General features: G+C 68.8%; 12 protein-coding genes. 7 read left to right on the forward strand and 5 right to left on the reverse strand.

Features of this window, described 5'->3' with window-relative positions:
- Nucleotides 1-98 precede the first annotated feature (98 nt).
- The 4 genes from AC5LXX_RS08900 to AC5LXX_RS08915 all read left to right on the forward strand — a co-directional run bounded on the left by AC5LXX_RS08900 (nt 99) and on the right by AC5LXX_RS08915 (nt 7,079).
- Nucleotides 99-1,208: an efflux RND transporter periplasmic adaptor subunit gene (locus AC5LXX_RS08900; protein WP_493409244.1), complete on the forward strand. Its 1,110-nt coding sequence runs from the start codon at nt 99-101 to the stop codon at nt 1,206-1,208.
- Nucleotides 1,205-4,351 carry an efflux RND transporter permease subunit gene (locus tag AC5LXX_RS08905; RefSeq protein ID WP_493409245.1) on the forward strand — a complete coding sequence of 1,049 codons (3,147 nt, stop codon included), beginning with the start codon at nt 1,205-1,207 and terminating at the stop codon, nt 4,349-4,351. Before AC5LXX_RS08900 ends, AC5LXX_RS08905 begins: the two co-directional genes overlap by 4 nt.
- A 2-nt stretch (nt 4,352-4,353) precedes the next feature.
- A complete protein-coding gene (locus AC5LXX_RS08910) occupies nt 4,354-5,928 on the forward strand; it encodes an efflux transporter outer membrane subunit (protein ID WP_493409246.1) in 1,575 nt (524 codons plus the stop codon).
- 122 nt (nt 5,929-6,050) lie between these two features.
- Complete coding sequence (locus tag AC5LXX_RS08915) at nt 6,051-7,079, forward strand: MerR family transcriptional regulator (RefSeq protein WP_493409247.1); 1,029 nt, start codon at nt 6,051-6,053, stop codon at nt 7,077-7,079.
- A 91-nt stretch (nt 7,080-7,170) separates the two neighbouring features.
- Here AC5LXX_RS08915 and AC5LXX_RS08920 read toward each other — a convergent pair whose 3' ends face one another.
- Together AC5LXX_RS08920 and AC5LXX_RS08925 are read right to left on the reverse strand one after the other, a co-directional pair.
- Nucleotides 7,171-7,695, reverse strand: a complete 525-nt coding sequence (locus tag AC5LXX_RS08920) for a M949_RS01915 family surface polysaccharide biosynthesis protein (RefSeq protein WP_493409248.1) — start codon at nt 7,693-7,695, stop codon at nt 7,171-7,173.
- A gap of 83 nt (nt 7,696-7,778) precedes the next feature.
- Complete coding sequence (locus AC5LXX_RS08925) at nt 7,779-9,161, reverse strand: sigma-54 interaction domain-containing protein (RefSeq protein WP_493409249.1); 1,383 nt, start codon at nt 9,159-9,161, stop codon at nt 7,779-7,781.
- Between the two features lie 253 nt (nt 9,162-9,414).
- On the opposite strand from AC5LXX_RS08925, the gene AC5LXX_RS08930 reads away from it, so the two are divergent.
- The 3 genes from AC5LXX_RS08930 to AC5LXX_RS08940 are packed head-to-tail and all read left to right on the forward strand — an operon-like array spanning nt 9,415 to nt 12,823.
- Complete coding sequence (locus tag AC5LXX_RS08930; protein ID WP_493409250.1) at nt 9,415-10,299, forward strand: MBL fold metallo-hydrolase; 885 nt, start codon at nt 9,415-9,417, stop codon at nt 10,297-10,299.
- A 28-nt stretch (nt 10,300-10,327) separates the two neighbouring features.
- The gene (locus tag AC5LXX_RS08935; RefSeq protein WP_493409251.1) at nt 10,328-11,998 is read left to right on the forward strand and encodes a bifunctional protein tyrosine phosphatase family protein/NAD(P)/FAD-dependent oxidoreductase; all 1,671 of its coding nucleotides are present in this window, start codon (nt 10,328-10,330) and stop codon (nt 11,996-11,998) included.
- Nucleotides 11,999-12,016: 18 nt separating this feature from the next.
- Nucleotides 12,017-12,823 (forward strand): sulfite exporter TauE/SafE family protein, encoded by an 807-nt coding sequence (locus AC5LXX_RS08940; RefSeq protein WP_493409252.1) that lies wholly within the window; start codon nt 12,017-12,019, stop codon nt 12,821-12,823.
- Between the two features lie 97 nt (nt 12,824-12,920).
- Here AC5LXX_RS08940 and AC5LXX_RS08945 read toward each other — a convergent pair whose 3' ends face one another.
- The 3 genes from AC5LXX_RS08945 to AC5LXX_RS08955 are packed head-to-tail and all read right to left on the reverse strand — an operon-like array spanning nt 12,921 to nt 15,822.
- Nucleotides 12,921-13,742, reverse strand: a complete 822-nt coding sequence (locus AC5LXX_RS08945) for an ABC transporter permease subunit (protein ID WP_176047911.1) — start codon at nt 13,740-13,742, stop codon at nt 12,921-12,923.
- Nucleotides 13,739-14,665: an ABC transporter permease subunit gene (locus AC5LXX_RS08950; RefSeq protein WP_493409253.1), complete on the reverse strand. Its 927-nt coding sequence runs from the start codon at nt 14,663-14,665 to the stop codon at nt 13,739-13,741. Before AC5LXX_RS08950 ends, AC5LXX_RS08945 begins: the two co-directional genes overlap by 4 nt.
- Nucleotides 14,662-15,822 carry an ABC transporter ATP-binding protein gene (locus tag AC5LXX_RS08955; RefSeq protein ID WP_493409254.1) on the reverse strand — a complete coding sequence of 387 codons (1,161 nt, stop codon included), beginning with the start codon at nt 15,820-15,822 and terminating at the stop codon, nt 14,662-14,664. The genes AC5LXX_RS08950 and AC5LXX_RS08955 overlap by 4 nt, the downstream gene beginning before the upstream one ends.
- Nucleotides 15,823-15,887: the final 65 nt, after the last annotated feature.

Below are 15,887 nucleotides of genomic sequence, written 5' to 3' on the forward strand. Positions count from 1 at the left end.
TCTGAATGTGCCGTCCGCACGCCCGTGCCGGCGTCGCCTGGGGCAAGCGCCCGCCGCGCTTGCCGACCTCGTTCCGCTCCACCTCACCTGGGGGTTTCGTGAATCGCTCCGGTTCCCGCGCCGCGCTGCTGATCGGCGCCGCGCTCGTCCTTGCCGCATGTCATCCAAAAGAATCCGCGCCGCCCGCGCCGCGCCCCGTCGTCGCGCTGCCCGCGCGGGCCGACACCGCCGCGGCCGCACGCACACTGCCCGGCGACATCCAGCCGCGCTATGCAACGCCGCTGTCGTTCCGCATCGCCGGCAAGATCATCGAGCGCAAGGTGCGCCTCGGCGATACGGTCAAGGTCGGCCAGATCGTCGCGCTGCTCGATCCGTCCGACGTCGAGAAGAACGCCGCGAGCGCGCAGGCGCAGTTCGATGCCGCGACGCACAGCCTCGCGTTCGCGAAGCAGCAGCTCGACCGCGACCGTGCGCAGGCGCATGAAAACCTGATCGCGACCGCGCAGCTCGAACAGACGCAGAACAGCTACACGTCGGCGCTCGCGCAGCGCGACCAGGCGCAGCAGCAGCTCGCGCTCGCGAAGAACCAGCTCCGCTACGCGACGCTCGTCGCCGATCACGCGGGCTTCATCACCGCCGAACAGGCCGATACCGGCCAGAACGTGTCGGCCGGCCAGCCGGTCTACCAGCTCGCGTGGTCGGGCGACGTCGATGTCGTCAGCGACGTGCCCGAGGCCGCGCTCGCCTCGCTCGCGCCGGGCCATGCGGCGACCGTCACGCTGCCGTCGCTGCCGGGCCGCCAGTTTACGGCGAAGGTGCGCGAAATCGCGCCGGCCGCCGATCCGCAAAGCCGCACCTATCGCGTGAAGCTTACGCTCGCCACGCCCGATCCGGCGATCCGTCTCGGGATGACCGCGAACGTCGCATTCGACGGCGCACCGGCCGCCGACAACGCGCAGCCGATCACGCTGCCCGCGACCGCGCTGTTCCACGACGGCGCGCAACCGGCCGTGTGGGTCGTGCGCACGAAGGACGACACGCTCGAATTGCGCCGCGTCGACGTCGCGCGCTTCAACGAGCGCACCGTGACCGTGTCGCACGGGCTGCAGCCGGGCGAACGCGTCGTGCTGCAGGGCGTGCATACGGTCAGCGCGGGCGAGAAGGTGCGCGCGATCGCGCCGCTGCATCCGGAGGACTCCGCATCGTGAGTACGCCCCACGAAGAAGGCCGCTTCAACCTGTCGGCATGGGCGTTGCGCCACCAGGCGCTCGTCGTCTACCTGATCGCGCTCGCGACGCTCGCGGGCATCCTCGCCTATACGCGGCTCGCGCAATCCGAAGACCCGCCGTTCACGTTCCGCGTGATGGTGATCCGTACGTTCTGGCCCGGCGCGAGTGCGCGGCAGGTGCAGGAACAGGTGACCGACCGGATCGGCCGCAAGCTGCAGGAAACGCCGGCCATCGACTTCCTGCGCAGCTATTCGCGCCCCGGCGAATCGCTGATCTTCTTCACGATGAAGGATTCGGCGCCCGTGAAGGACGTGCCCGAGACCTGGTACCAGATCCGCAAGAAAGTCGGCGACATCGGCTACACGCTGCCGCCCGGCGTGCAGGGCCCGTTCTTCAACGACGAGTTCGGCGACGTCTACACCAACATCTGGACGCTCGAGGGCGACGGCTTCACGCCCGCGCAACTGCACGACTACGCGGACCAGCTGCGCACCGTGCTGCTGCGCGTGCCGGGCGTCGGCAAGGTCGACTACTTCGGCGACCCCGACCAGCGGATCTTCATCGAGGTGAACAACGCCCAGCTCACGCGCCTCGGCATTTCGCCGCAGCAGCTCGGGCAGGCGATCAACGCGCAGAACGACATCTCGTCGGCCGGCGTGCTGACGACCGCCGACGATCGCGTGTTCGTGCGGCCGAGCGGCCAGTTCGACAACGTCGACGCGATCGCCGATACGGTGATCCGCATCAACGGCCGCACGTTCCGGCTCGGCGATCTCGCGACCGTGAAGCGCGGCTACGACGACCCGGCCGTCACGCAGATGCGTACGAACGGCAAAGCCGTGCTCGGCATCGGCGTCACGATGCAGCCGGGCGGCGACGTAATCCGGCTCGGCAAGGCGCTCGACGCGGAATCGAAGGACCTGCAGGCGCAGCTGCCGGCCGGCCTCAAGCTGACGCTGGTGTCGAGCATGCCGCACGCGGTCTCGCATTCGGTCGACGACTTCCTCGAAGCCGTCGCCGAAGCGGTTGCGATCGTGCTGGTCGTGAGCCTCGTGTCGCTCGGCCTGCGCACCGGGATGGTCGTCGTGATCTCGATTCCGGTCGTGCTCGCGGTCACCGCGCTCTTCATGTACCTGTTCGACATCGGGCTGCACAAGGTATCGCTCGGCACGCTCGTGCTCGCGCTCGGGCTGCTCGTCGACGACGCGATCATCGCGGTCGAGATGATGGCCGTGAAGCTCGAACAGGGCTACAGCCGCGCGCGCGCCGCCGCGTTCGCGTACACGAGCACCGCGTTCCCGATGCTGACGGGCACGCTCGTCACGGTGTCGGGCTTCCTGCCGATCGCGCTCGCGAAATCGAGCACCGGCGAATACACGCGCTCGATCTTCGAAGTGTCGGCGATCGCGCTGATCGCGTCGTGGTTCGCGGCCGTCGTGCTGATCCCGCTGCTCGGCTATCACATGCTGCCCGAGCGCAAGCGGCACGCGCACGAGGCACACCTGCCCGACGACCACGAGCACGACATCTACGACACGCGCTTCTACCGGCGGCTGCGCGGCTGGATCGACTGGTGCATCGAGCGGCGCTTCGTCGTGCTGCTGATCACGGGTGCGCTCTTCGTCGTCGCACTGATGGGCTTCACGCTCGTGCCGCAGCAGTTCTTCCCGAGCTCCGACCGGCCCGAGCTGCTGGTCGACCTGCGGCTGCCCGAAGGCGCGTCGTTCGCGGCGACGCTGCGCGAAACCGAGCGCCTCGAGAAAGCGATCGACAAGCGCCCCGAGATCGACCATTCGGTGAACTTCGTCGGCAGCGGCGCGCCGCGCTTCTACCTGCCGCTCGACCAGCAGCTGCAACTGCCGAACTTCGCACAGTTCGTGATCACCGCGAAATCGGTCGAGGATCGCGAGAAGCTCGCAACCTGGCTCGAAACCACGCTGCGCGACCGGTTCCCGGCCATACGCTGGCGCCTGTCGCGGCTCGAGAACGGCCCGCCGGTCGGCTATCCGGTGCAGTTCCGCGTGAGCGGTGATAGCATCGCGACGGTCCGCTCGATCGCCGAGAAGGTCGCGGCGACGATGCGCGGCGATGCGCGCACGGTCAACGTGCAGTTCGACTGGGACGAGCCGGCCGAGCGCTCGGTGCGCTTCGAGATCGACCAGAAGAAGGCGCGCGAGCTGAACGTCACGTCGCAGGACGTGTCGAGCTTCCTCGCGATGACGCTGTCCGGTACGACCGTCACGCAGTATCGCGAGCGCGACAAGCTGATCGCCGTCGACCTGCGCGCGCCGCGCGCCGACCGCGTCGATCCGGCGAAGCTCGCGGGTCTCGCGCTGCCGACGCCGAACGGCCCCGTGCCGCTCGGCTCGCTCGGCCGCTTCACGCCGACGCTCGAATACGGCGTCGTGTGGGAGCGCGACCGCCAGCCGACCATCACCGTGCAGTCGGACGTGCGCGCCGGCGCCCAGGGCATCGACGTCACGCATGCGGTCGACGCGAAGCTGAACGCGCTGCGTGCGCAACTGCCGGTCGGCTATCAGATCAACATCGGCGGCTCGGTCGAGGAAAGCGCGAAGGCGCAGACGTCGATCAATGCACAGATGCCGCTGATGGCGATCGCCGTGTTCACGCTGCTGATGATCCAGCTGCAGAGCTTCTCGCGCGTGCTGATGGTCGTGCTGACCGCGCCGCTCGGGCTGATCGGCGTGGTCGCGACGCTGCTGCTGTTCGGCCAGCCGTTCGGCTTCGTCGCGATGCTCGGCGTGATCGCGATGTTTGGGATCATCATGCGCAACTCGGTGATCCTCGTTGACCAGATCGAGCAGGACATCGCGGCCGGCCACGGCCGCGTCGACGCCATCATCGGCGCGACCGTGCGGCGCTTCCGGCCGATCACGCTGACGGCCGCGGCCGCCGTGCTCGCGCTGATCCCGCTGCTGCGCTCGAACTTCTTCGGGCCGATGGCGACCGCGCTGATGGGTGGCATCACGAGCGCGACCGTGCTGACGCTGTTCTACCTGCCTGCGCTGTACGCGACGTGGTTCCGCGTGAAGCGCGACGAACGCGACCCGCAGGACGGCCCGCCGCCAGGCGCCACGCCTGCCGCGCCGTCGGGAGCCTGACCATGGATCGATCGATGACCCTGAAAACGAAAGCCGTGCGGGCGCTTGCCGTGGCAAGCCTCGCCGGCCCGCTCGCGGGCTGCGCGTGGTTCGCGCCGAGCGGCGAGCCGCCCGCGATGCCGTCGCCCGCGCACTACGGCAGCGTGCCGCAGATCCAGCAGACCGTGTCCGCGCAAGGCGTCGCGCAGCAGTTCGAAGTCGGCGCGCAGCCGGTGCCCGACTGGTGGAAGCAGTACCGCTCCGATGCGCTGAACGCGCTCGTCGACGAAGGGCTGCGCAACAGCCCGACGCTGAGTGCGGCGTCGCATTCGCTCGATGCCGCGCGCGAACAGCTGCGCGGGCAGATCGGCAGTTCGATGCTGCCGTCGATCGACGCGGTCGGCCAGGCCACGCGCCAGCGCGCGCTCGGCGTGCCGATTCCCGCGCTCGGCGCGCCGACGCTGCTGTACGACACGTTCGTCGGGCAACTGCAGGCGAGCTACACGGTCGACCTGTTCGGCGTGTCGCGCTTCGCGAACCGCGCGCTCGCGAAACGCGTCGACGTCAGCGCGTTCCAGCTCGAATCCGCGCGGCGCGCGCTCGCCGCGAACATCGTCACCGCGTCGATCACCGTGTCGGTGCTCAATGCGCAGATCGACACGACCGAGCGGCTCGTCGCGCTCGCGAACGACCAGGCGCACGACGCAGAGCGCCGGCATGCGCTCGGTTCGGCATCGCGCAGCGACGCGCTGAACGCGCGACAAAGCGCCGACACGTTCGCGGCGAGCCTGCCCGCGCTGCGCCAGCAACGCGACTCGGCCCGCCATGCGCTGGCGGTGCTGGTCGGCCGCACGCCCGACCGGCCGCCGGCCGACCTCACGCTCGCCGATCTGCACCTGCCCGAACAGGTGCCCGTCGTCGTGCCGTCCGACCTGCTGAAAAGCCGGCCGGACATCCAGGCAGCCGATGCGGGGCTGAAGGCCGCCGCCGCCGAAGTGGGCCTCGCGACCGCGCAGATGTTCCCGCAGCTGTCGCTGTCGGCGGCCATGGGCAAAGGCGGCTTCAGCTGGCCGACGATGCTGTCGGGCGCCGGCGCGATCTGGAACGTCGGTGCGTCGCTGAGCCAGCCGATCTTCCACGGCGGCGCGCTGCTCGCCCAGCGTCGCGCGGCGAAGGCGACCTACGAGGCCGCGGTCGACCAGTACAAGCAGGCCGTGCTCGGCGCGTTCCAGAACGTCGCCGATTCGCTGGCGGCGCTCGAACACGATGCGGAAGCGCTCGATGCGTCGTCGCGTGCCGCGCTTTCCGCGCGCGGCGCCTACGACGACGCGGCCGCCCGTGTGCGGCTCGGCGCGCTGCCGCCGTCGGCCGCGCGTGCGAGCGAACTGCAGTACCGCAATGCGCGGCTCGACGAGATTCGCGCGACCGGCGCGCGGTTCGCGGATACCGCGCGCCTTTACCAGGCGATGGGCACGCCGCCGACCGGCAAGGACGACCAAGCCGGCCAGCCCGGCCAGAACGGCAACGCGGCCGGCGACAGCACGGCCGGCCGCGAAGCACGCGCGGCCACGCCCGACACCACGCCTTCGCCGCAATAAACCGGCCCCTCGATCGGGCGCGTGCGGCACGGCCCCGCGCGCGTCCGATCGCCGAACTTCCGCTTGACCCTCACGTAGCGTAACGTTCGAGACTCCAGTGTGCGTACCGAACGGAGGAACGAATGCGACTGAAAGTGGGAGAACTGGCGAAACGCAGCGGGCTGACCGTCCGCACGCTTCATCACTATCACGCGATCGGTTTGCTGACGCCTTCGGCGCGCGCCGACAACGGCTACCGGCTGTACGACCGCCACGACATCGCCCGGCTCCACCAGATCCAGGCGTTGCGTCGCTTCGGCCTGTCGCTCACCGAAATCGGCGATCACCTGAACCAGCCCGGCACCCCGCTCGTCGAGCTCGTCGCGAAGCAGATCGCGCTGCTCGACCGCCAGCTCGCGCAAACCGCGCAGCTGCGCGAGCGGCTCGCGAGCCTGCATGCGCAGCTCACGGCGGGCACCGAGCCGGAACTGGCCGATTGGCTCACCACACTGGAGTTGATGACCGTGTACGACAAATATTTCTCCGAGGAAGAACTCGCGCGCCTGCCGATGTACCGGAAGAGCCAGACGGGCGACGCGGAATGGATCGCGCTCATCGATGAGGTCCGCGTGCTGCACGATGCGGGCGTGCCCGCCGAGGACGAGCGCGTGCGTGCGCTCGCCGCGCGCTGGATGGCGCTGCTGGTACGCGACACGAACAACGATCCGCGGTTGCTCGCGAAGCTGAACCTGATGCACGAGCACGAACCGTCGATGCAGTCGAAGATCGGCATTTCGACCGCGTTGCGCGACTATGTGCTGCGCGCTTCGGCGGAAACGAAGATGCGGATCTTCGAGAAGTATCTCGCGCCGGACGAGATCCGCTTCATGCGCGCGCACTACGGCGAACGTTCGATGGAATGGCCGCAACTGATGGCCGACGTGCGCGACGCGATCGATGCGGGCGCGCAGCCCGATTCGCCGCAAGGCCGCGCGCTCGCGCAGCGCTGGCTCGAGCTGTTCTGCAGCTACGCGGGCCACGATCCGGCCACGCATGCGAAATTCCGCCAGGCGCTGATGAACGAGCCGGCGCTCACGAAGGACTCGTGGACCGACGATACGCTGCTCGGTTTCGTGCGCGCGGCGATGGCACAGTTGGCGCCGGTGCGTTGATCGCATGACGGGCGGGCGGCACGCGGGTTGCCCGTGTGCCGCCCGTTTCACCATTGGCAGCCGGACTCGCGCGCAACGGCCGGGCGCCCGCCTAGTCGTTGCGCACGCTGATCCCCCGCCAGCGCTGCGTCATGTAACGCAGAAACGCAGGCTGCGCCTTCAAGTCCGCGTTCGGTACGGGCGCCGCGCCGCCGTCGACGAACTTGCCGTTGACCGTGACCGTTTCCTCGCCGCGCAGCACGTATTTCGTCCCCGTGTCGATCAGGAAGTACTTCACCTGATCGGCGCTGATGTCGCCGCGGCAGCCGATCTTGTACGCGAACAGGAACTGCTTGCGGCCGTTGCCGAGCAGGTCGCGCATTTCGATCGACTTCGGTACGACGTCGAGAATCAAGTCGACCGGGCATGCCTTCACGTAATCCCGCACCGTCCAGTCGGGACGGCCGTCGAGCGTCGCGGATACCTTGAGTTCAACATCGTCTCCGGATTCGGTTCTGGCCAGCGTCACCGCGTGCGCGCCGGCCGCATCGGTCCATGTGTAGTCGGCGGCGTGCGCCGGGCTGGCCAGCACTGCGACGGCAAGCAACAGGCAACGCGAAAGGGCATGTCTTTTCATCGGCGACGGTGACAACACTGAAATCGAACGCGCCATTATCGGCAAAGCCGCGTGCCGCCGCCAGCCGCGCGCCACTCGCCCGCTCACCGCTCGCGCGCACCGAGCCCGAGTGCCTTCATCCGCCGGTAAAGCGTCCGCTCGCTCAACCCGAGCTGCTCGGCGAGCGCCTTGCGCGTGCCGTCGAACGTGCGCGCGATGCGCACGAGTTCCGCATCCGACAGGCCGCGCCCATCGGCCGCGCGATCCTGCGGCGCCGCCGCGGCCGCGACGAGTTCGGCGGGCAGATGCTCGACGCGGATCGTTCCATCGTCCGCGAACAGGCACGCGCGTTCGAGCACGTTGCGCAGTTCGCGGATGTTGCCGGGCCATGCATACGCATCGAGGCACGCACGCGCGCGCTCGGTCAGCACGTACGGCCGGGCGCTCGCATCGCCCGACTTGCCGCGCGCATTCGCGATGCGCCGCAGGATCGATTCGGCCAGCAGCGCGACGTCGCCGCGCCGCTCGCGCAGCGCCGGCAGCGGAATCGGAAACGCGTTGATCCGGTAGTACAGGTCCTGCCGGAACCGGCCGTCGTCGATCATCTCGCGCAACGGCTTGTGCGTGGCCGCGACGAGCCGGAAATCGGCGCGCAGCGCCTCGACGCCGCCCACGCGCCGGAACGTGCCCGACTCGATCAGCCGCAGCAGCTTCACCTGCATCGGCAGCGGCACGTCGCCGATCTCGTCGAGAAACAGCGTGCCGCCCTGCGCCGTTTCGACGAGGCCCGGCTTGCGCTGGTTCGCGCCCGTGAACGCGCCTTTCTCGTAACCGAACAGTTCGCTCTCGAACAGCGTCTCGGCAATCCCCGAGCAATCGACGACGACGAACGGCCCCATCGCACGATCGCTCGCCTCGTGCAGCGCGCGGGCGAACAGTTCCTTGCCGGTGCCCGATTCGCCGAGCAGCAGCACCGGCAGCGTCGAGGGTGCCACGCGCTGCAGCGCGCCGAGCGCCGCATTGAACGCATCGGCGCCGCCGACGAGCCCTTCCGCGCTCGGCTGCGCGGACGCGCTGCGCACCGTCGTCAGCCGCTCGACATAGGCGATCACGTTGCCGTCCGCATCGAAGATCGGCCGCAGCTCGACGTCGACGTGCTCGGGGCCGCGCGGCGTGTGATGGATGTGCAGCACGCGGTTCAGCCCGCGCGACTCGAGCGCCTGCTTCATCGGGCAATGCTCGCCGGCCTGGTCGCACGGCACGTCGTAGTGATGCGACACCTGGAAGCAGTGCCGGCCCACGTGCTCGACGCCCGCCACGCCGAACTGGCGCCGGTACGCATCGTTCGCCGCGAGGATGCGGTAGTCGGGGTCGACCACGATCATCGGCTGCGGGTCCTGCTCGAGATACGCGACGAGCGCGCGCACGTCGGGCATCGCGTCGCGACGCGGCGCGGGAACGATCGGGATGGTGTCGCGCGGATTCATGCGGCGGCTCGCTCGGTGAAGAAGCGCCCGGACGGACTGCCAGGCAGACTGCCAATTCTGCCACGACACTGCCAGCAATGGCAGTCCTCATCGTCGCTCGGACGCCACCGGCACCTTCACGCCGCTGCCGGCACGCCGGAAATCCGAGCCGAATCAAGCGGCTGGCACATCGGCCAGTGCCTTGTCGCAGGCTGGCACGCTTCTTGAAAGAAAGACCCCGATTGCAGATGCAGAACCCGATCGAGGACACCCCGTGAGCAACGCCCCCGCCCTGTCGGTCGAAGGCTTTTTCGACCCGGCGACCCACACCGTCAGCTATCTCCTGCTCGACACCGAGAGCCGCGCGTGTGCGCTGATCGACAGCGTGCTCGACTACGACCCGAAATCCGGCCGCACGCGCACCGCCAGCGCGGACCGGCTGATCGCCCGCGTCGCCGACCTCGGCGCGACCGTGCACTGGCTGCTGGAAACGCACGTGCACGCCGATCACCTGTCAGCCGCGCCCTACCTGAAAGCACGGGTCGGCGGCCGGATCGCGATCGGCTCGCACGTGCGTCGCGTGCAGCACGTGTTCGGCACGCTGTTCAACGCGGGCCCGGGCTTCGCGGAAGACGGCCGCCAGTTCGACCGGCTCGTCGACGACGGCGACACGCTCGCGCTCGGCGCACTGACGATCCGCGCGCTGCATACGCCGGGCCATACGCCCGCCTGCATGACCTACTGCGTGGACGACGCGACGCAGCGCGCGGCGTTCGTCGGCGACACGCTGTTCATGCCCGACTACGGCACGGCCCGCTGCGACTTCCCCGGCGGCGATGCGCGCACGCTGTACCGCTCGATCGCGCGCGTGCTCGCGCTGCCGGCCGACACGCGCCTGTACCTGTGCCACGACTACCAGCCGGGCGGCCGCGACGTGCAGTTCGTGACGACCGTCGCCGAGCAGCGCCGCGCGAACGTGCACGTGAAGGACGGCGTGACCGAGGACGATTTCGTCGCGATGCGCACCGCGCGCGACGCGACGCTCGACATGCCCGTGCTGATGCTGCCGTCCGTGCAGGTCAACATGCGCGCCGGCCACCTGCCCGAACCCGAGAACAACGGCGTGCGCTATCTGAAGATCCCGCTCGACGCGATCTGAGCGCCTGCACCCCACCGAGAACCCCGACATGACGACCATCCGCAAGCTGACCGGCACGCTGTCGGTCTCGCCGCAGATCGCGGCGGCCGACCTGCCCGCGCTTCACGCGGCCGGCATCCGCGCGATCATCTGCAACCGGCCCGACGGCGAAGGCGCCGACCAGCCGACCGTCACCGAGATCCGCGCGGCCGCCGCGCCGCTCGGCATCGACGTGCATTACCTGCCGGTCGATACCGGCAAGGTGACCGACGAACAGGCCGCGCGGTTCGGCGCGCTGCTCGCGTCGCTCGACGGCCCGGTGCTCGCGTACTGCCGCAGCGGCACGCGATCGGCCACGCTGTGGGCGTTGTCGCAAGCGGCGCTGCGTCCGCTGAACGACATCGTCGCCACCGCCGGCGCAGCCGGCTACGACCTGAGCGCGCTGGCATCGCGCGTCGCACCGGGTGGCCGTCAGGCGGCACCGGGCGTCGACGCGCGCCACGACATCGTGATCGTCGGCGCGGGCGCGGCCGGCATCGCGGTTGCATCGAGCCTGCTCGCGCGCGACGCGTCGCTCGACATCGCGGTGATCGATCCGGCCGACGTCCACTACTACCAGCCCGGCTGGACGATGGTCGGCGCGGGCGTGTTCCAGCCGGAAACCACCGCGCGCCGGATGACCGACGTGCTGCCGCGCGGCGTGCACCGGATCCAGGCCGCCGTCGCGGGCTTCGAACCCGACGCGCACGCGATCGTGCTCGACGGCTGCCGCCGCATCGGCTATCGCAAGCTCGTCGTGTGCCCGGGACTCAAGCTCGACTGGCACGCGATCGACGGCCTCGCCGACACGCTCGGCCGCAACGGCGTCACGTCGAACTACCGCTACGATCTCGCGCCGTACACGTGGGAGCTCGTGCGCGCGTTCCGCGGCGGCAATGCACTCTTCACGCAGCCGCCGATGCCGATCAAGTGCGCAGGCGCGCCGCAGAAGGCGATGTACCTGTCGTGCGATCACTGGCGGCGCACGGGCCGCCTCGAAGCCGCGAACGTCGAGTTCCTGAATGCAGGCAGCGCGCTGTTCGGCGTCGCCGACTACGTGCCCGCGCTGATGGAGTACGTGAGAAGCTACGACATCGCGCTGTCGTTCGGCCACAACCTCGTCGCGATCGATGGCCCCGCGCGCCAGGCGACGTTCACGCGCGCGTTGCCGGACGGCGGCAAGGAAACCGTCGTGCGTTCGTTCGACATGATCCACGTGGTGCCGCCGCAGAAGGCGCCCGATTTCGTGCGATCGAGCCCGCTCGCCGACGCGGCCGGCTGGATCGACGTCGATCCGGCGACGCTGCGGCACAAGCACTTTCCGGACATCTACGCGCTCGGCGACGTCACCAACACGACCAACGCGAAAACGGCCGCGGCCGCCCGCAAGCAGGCGCCCGTCGTCGCGCACAACCTGCTCGCGTCGCTCGGCCGCGCACACGGCGACGCCGCATACGACGGCTACGGCTCGTGCCCGCTCACCGTCGAGCGCGGCAAGATCGTGCTCGCCGAGTTCCTGTACGGCGGCAAGGTCGCGCCGACCTTCCCCGCGTGGCTGATCGACGGCAAGCGCCCGTCGCGGCTCGCGTGGCTGCTCAAGGAGCGCGTGCTGCCGCCGCTCTACTGGAAGGCGATGCTCAAGGGCCGCGAATGGCTCGCGAAGCCCGCCGTCGCACGTTGACCGGAGCGCGATGACGTCATGTTGATCTCCCTCGTACTGGGCGGCTTCGTCGGTGCCGTGCTCGGCCTGACCGGTGCCGGCGGCGGCATTCTCGCGGTGCCCGCGCTCGTCGTCGGGATGAGCTGGCCGATGCAGCAGGCCACGCCCGTCGCCCTCGTCGCGGTGGCGGGCAGCGCCGCGCTCGGCGCGCTCGAAGGCTTTCGCCGCGGGCTCGTGCGCTATCGCGCGGCGCTGCTGATGGCCGTGGCCGGCGTGCCGCTGACCACGCTCGGCGTGCGGCTCGCGCACGTGCTGCCGCAGCGCCTGCTGCTCACGCTGTTCGCGTTGACGATGCTGGTCGTCGCCGGCCGCCTGCTGCGGCAGGCGCTGCGGCACGCCCCCGCCGACGCGGACGCGTCGCCGCTGTGCGTCGGCCGCATCAACCCCGACACGGGCCGGCTCGTCTGGTCCTGGCCGGTCGGTGTCGCGCTCGCGTCGACCGGCGCGGTGACGGGCCTGATGACGGGGTTGCTCGGCGTCGGCGGCGGCTTCGTGATCGTGCCGATGCTGCGCAAGTTCACGAACGTGTCGATGCACGGCGTGGTCGCGACATCGCTGATGGTGATCGCACTGGTCGGCACGGGCGGCGTACTCGCGACGCTCGTGGCAGGCACGCGCGCGCCGCTCGACGTGACGCTGTGGTTCACCGTCGCGACCGCGCTCGGCATGGCCGCCGGCCGCGTCGCATCGCACCACCTCGCCGCGCGGCACGTGCAGGCCGGTTTTGCTGCCGTGCTCGTATGCGTGGCGCTGGGGTTGCTGGGGAAGGCGGCGTTCGGCGCTTGAGCCGGACGCGGAACGGATCCACGCCCCTCCAAACAAAACGCCCGGCCCGACTCGTCGTCGGCACCGGGCGTTTTTCATTGCGGCCGCAACCTGTGGATCAGGTCGCGTATCCTGCCATCCGCTTGCGTTCCTGGCGCAGCATCACGAAGTTCGCGATCACGACGCCGGCCGTCACCGCGACGATGAACAGCGTCGCGAGCGCGTTCATCTCCGGGTTCAGGCCGAGGCGCACGCGCGAGAACACGACGAGCGGCAGCGTCGTCGAGCCGGGGCCCGACAGGAACGCCGACAGCACGAGGTCGTCGATCGACAGCGTGAACGACAGCAGCCAGCCGGCGATCAGCGCCTGCGAGATCAGCGGCAGCGTGATCGTGAAGAACACCTTCAGCGGCGTCGCACCGAGATCGAGCGCGGCTTCTTCCAGCGACGGGTTCAGCTCGCGCACGCGCGACTGCACGATGATCGCGACGTACGAGATGCACAGCATCACGTGGCCGAGCCAGATCGTGAACACGCCGCGCTCGGCCGGCCAGCCGATCCATTTCGCGAGCTCGATGAACAGCAGCAGCAGCGAGATCCCCTGGATCACCTCGGGGATCACGAGCGGCGCGTTGATCATCCCGCTGAACAGCGCGAAACCGCGAAAGCGCCCCATCCGCGCGAGCACGAAACCGGCCCACGTGCCGATGAACACCGACGCGAACGCGGTCAGCACGCCGATCTTCAGCGACAGCCACGCGGCCGTCAGCAGCTCGTCATCCTCCACGAGCGCCGCGTACCAGCGGAACGAGAAACCCGACCACACGGTAACGAGCTTCGACTCGTTGAACGAATAGACGATCAGGCTGAGGATCGGGATGTACAGGAACGCGAAGCCGGCAAACAGCGCCGCGAACTGCAGGTAACGATTCGGCTTCATCGACGGCCTCCCTGTTCCTTCGCCTGGAAGTGCTGGAACATCGCCATCGGCACGAGCAGCAGCAGCACCATCGCGCAGGTCACGGCCGACGCCATCGGCCAGTCTGCGTTGTTGAAGAACTCGTTCCACATCACGCGGCCGATCATCAGCGTGTTCGCACCGCCGAGCAGCTCCGGAATCACGTACTCGCCCACCGCCGGGATGAACACCAGCAGGCAGCCCGCGATGATCCCGTTCTTCGACAGCGGCAGCGTGATCTGCACGAATGCCTTCCACGGCTTCGCACCGAGGTCGTACGCAGCCTCGAGCAGGCGCAGGTCCATCTTCACGAGGTGCGCGTAGAGCGGCATCACGAGGAACGGCAGGTACGAATACACCATCCCGATGTAGACCGCGTAGTTCGTGCGGTACAGCTCGATCGGCGTATGCGTGAGGCCGACCCACATCAGGAAGTTGTTCAGCAGCCCGTTGTTCTTCAGGATGCCGATCCACGCGTACACGCGGATCAGGAACGACGTCCAGAACGGCAGCATCACGCCCATCATCAGCAGGTTGCGGGTCGCCGGATTCGAGCGCGCGATGTAGTACGCCATCGGATAGCCGACCAGCAGGCACAGCAGCGTCGTGATCGCGGCCACCCACACCGAGTTCACGTAGGTCGCGAAATACAGGCTGTCCGTGAACAGGAACGCGTAGTGCGACAGGTTCAGCGCAATATGCACGACGCCGTCGGTGTACGACGCGAGTTCCGTGTACGGCGGAATGCCGAGCTGCAGCTCCGCGAAGCTGATCTTGACGACCAGGACGAACGGCACGAGGAAGAACAGCACGAGCCACGTGAACGGCCCGGCGACGACCGCCGACGCGCCCGTCAGGTTGAAGCGCCGCACCGGCCACTCGAGCAGGGACTTGAACGCATTCATGACGTCAGCACCACACCGGCCGTCGCGCTCCAGCGCACGTAGATCTCGTCGCCGAGCGCCGGCGTGTCGAGCTCGGAAATCGCGAGGCTCGACACGTTCGCGATCACCGTCTTGCCGCCGTCGAGCTTCACGTGATACAGCGAATAGCCGCCCATGTACGCGACGTTGCTGATCCGACCGCGCGCCCAGTTGAACGCGCCTTCGGGCGGCTTGCGCGTGAGCGCGATCCGCTCGGGGCGCACCGACACCGTGACAGGCATCCCGAGCGGGCCCGAGATCCCGTGGCTCACGTACAGCCGGCTCGGCAGCTCCGGCGATTCGATGTACACGTGGTCGGGCTCGTCCTCGACGGTCACGCCGTCGAACAGGTTCGTCGAGCCGATGAACTCGGCCGAGAAGCGGCTGTTCGGGTATTCGTACACTTCGTTCGGCGAGCCGATCTGCACGATCTGGCCTTCGCTCATCACCGCGAGGCGGTTGGCCATCGTCATCGCTTCTTCCTGGTCGTGCGTGACCATGATGCAGGTGACGCCGACCTTGTTCAGGATGTTGACGAGCTCGATCTGGGTGCGCTGGCGGATCTGCTTGTCGAGCGCGGACATCGGCTCGTCGAGCAGCAGCAGCTTCGGGCGCTTGACCAGCGAACGCGCGAGCGCGACGCGCTGCTGCTGGCCGCCGGAGAGCTGATGCGGCTTGCGCTTCGCGTACTTGCTCATCTGCACGAGTTCGAGCGCGGACGCGACGCGTTCCTTCAGCTCGGCCTTCGGCGTGCCTTCCTGCTTCAGCCCGAACGCGACGTTCGACTCGACCGACATGTGCGGGAACAGCGCGTACGACTGGAACATCATGTTCACGGGCCGCTTGTACGGCGGCATCTGCGCGAGATCCTCGCCGTCGATCAGGATCTTGCCCGACGTGACCGTCTCGAGGCCCGCGAGCATCCGCAGCAACGTCGACTTGCCGCAGCCCGAGCTGCCGAGCAGCGCGAACAGCTCGCCCTGGCGCACGGTCAGGTTGACGCTGCGCACGGCTTCGGTGTCGCCGAATTTCTTGACGACGTCGACGATCTGGACAAAATTCTCGGCGCGCGCATCGGCGCCGGAGGAGGAAACGGAGAACGGCGCGCCCGCAACCGGCGCACCCGACTGGCTATTCATGATGTGCTGCTTCTCTCCTGCGTTAGACGAACAAAGCCCCCGGGGGCACCAGGGGCTTCATGACT

The organism is Burkholderia torrens, from assembly GCF_984668525.1.

Bases quoted from the DNA above. Each gene is read 5' to 3' on its own strand.
- AC5LXX_RS08910 (WP_493409246.1), top strand. From the start codon at position 4,354: ATGGATCGATCGATGACCCTGAAAACGAAAGCCGTGCGGGCGCTTGCC.
- AC5LXX_RS08915 (WP_493409247.1), top strand. From the start codon at position 6,051: ATGCGACTGAAAGTGGGAGAACTGGCGAAACGCAGCGGGCTGACCGTC.
- AC5LXX_RS08920 (WP_493409248.1), bottom strand. From the start codon at position 7,695: ATGAAAAGACATGCCCTTTCGCGTTGCCTGTTGCTTGCCGTCGCAGTG.
- AC5LXX_RS08925 (WP_493409249.1), bottom strand. From the start codon at position 9,161: ATGAATCCGCGCGACACCATCCCGATCGTTCCCGCGCCGCGTCGCGAC.
- AC5LXX_RS08935 (WP_493409251.1), top strand. From the start codon at position 10,328: ATGACGACCATCCGCAAGCTGACCGGCACGCTGTCGGTCTCGCCGCAG.
- AC5LXX_RS08940 (WP_493409252.1), top strand. From the start codon at position 12,017: ATGTTGATCTCCCTCGTACTGGGCGGCTTCGTCGGTGCCGTGCTCGGC.
- AC5LXX_RS08945 (WP_176047911.1), bottom strand. From the start codon at position 13,742: ATGAAGCCGAATCGTTACCTGCAGTTCGCGGCGCTGTTTGCCGGCTTC.
- AC5LXX_RS08950 (WP_493409253.1), bottom strand. From the start codon at position 14,665: ATGAATGCGTTCAAGTCCCTGCTCGAGTGGCCGGTGCGGCGCTTCAAC.
- AC5LXX_RS08955 (WP_493409254.1), bottom strand. From the start codon at position 15,822: ATGAATAGCCAGTCGGGTGCGCCGGTTGCGGGCGCGCCGTTCTCCGTT.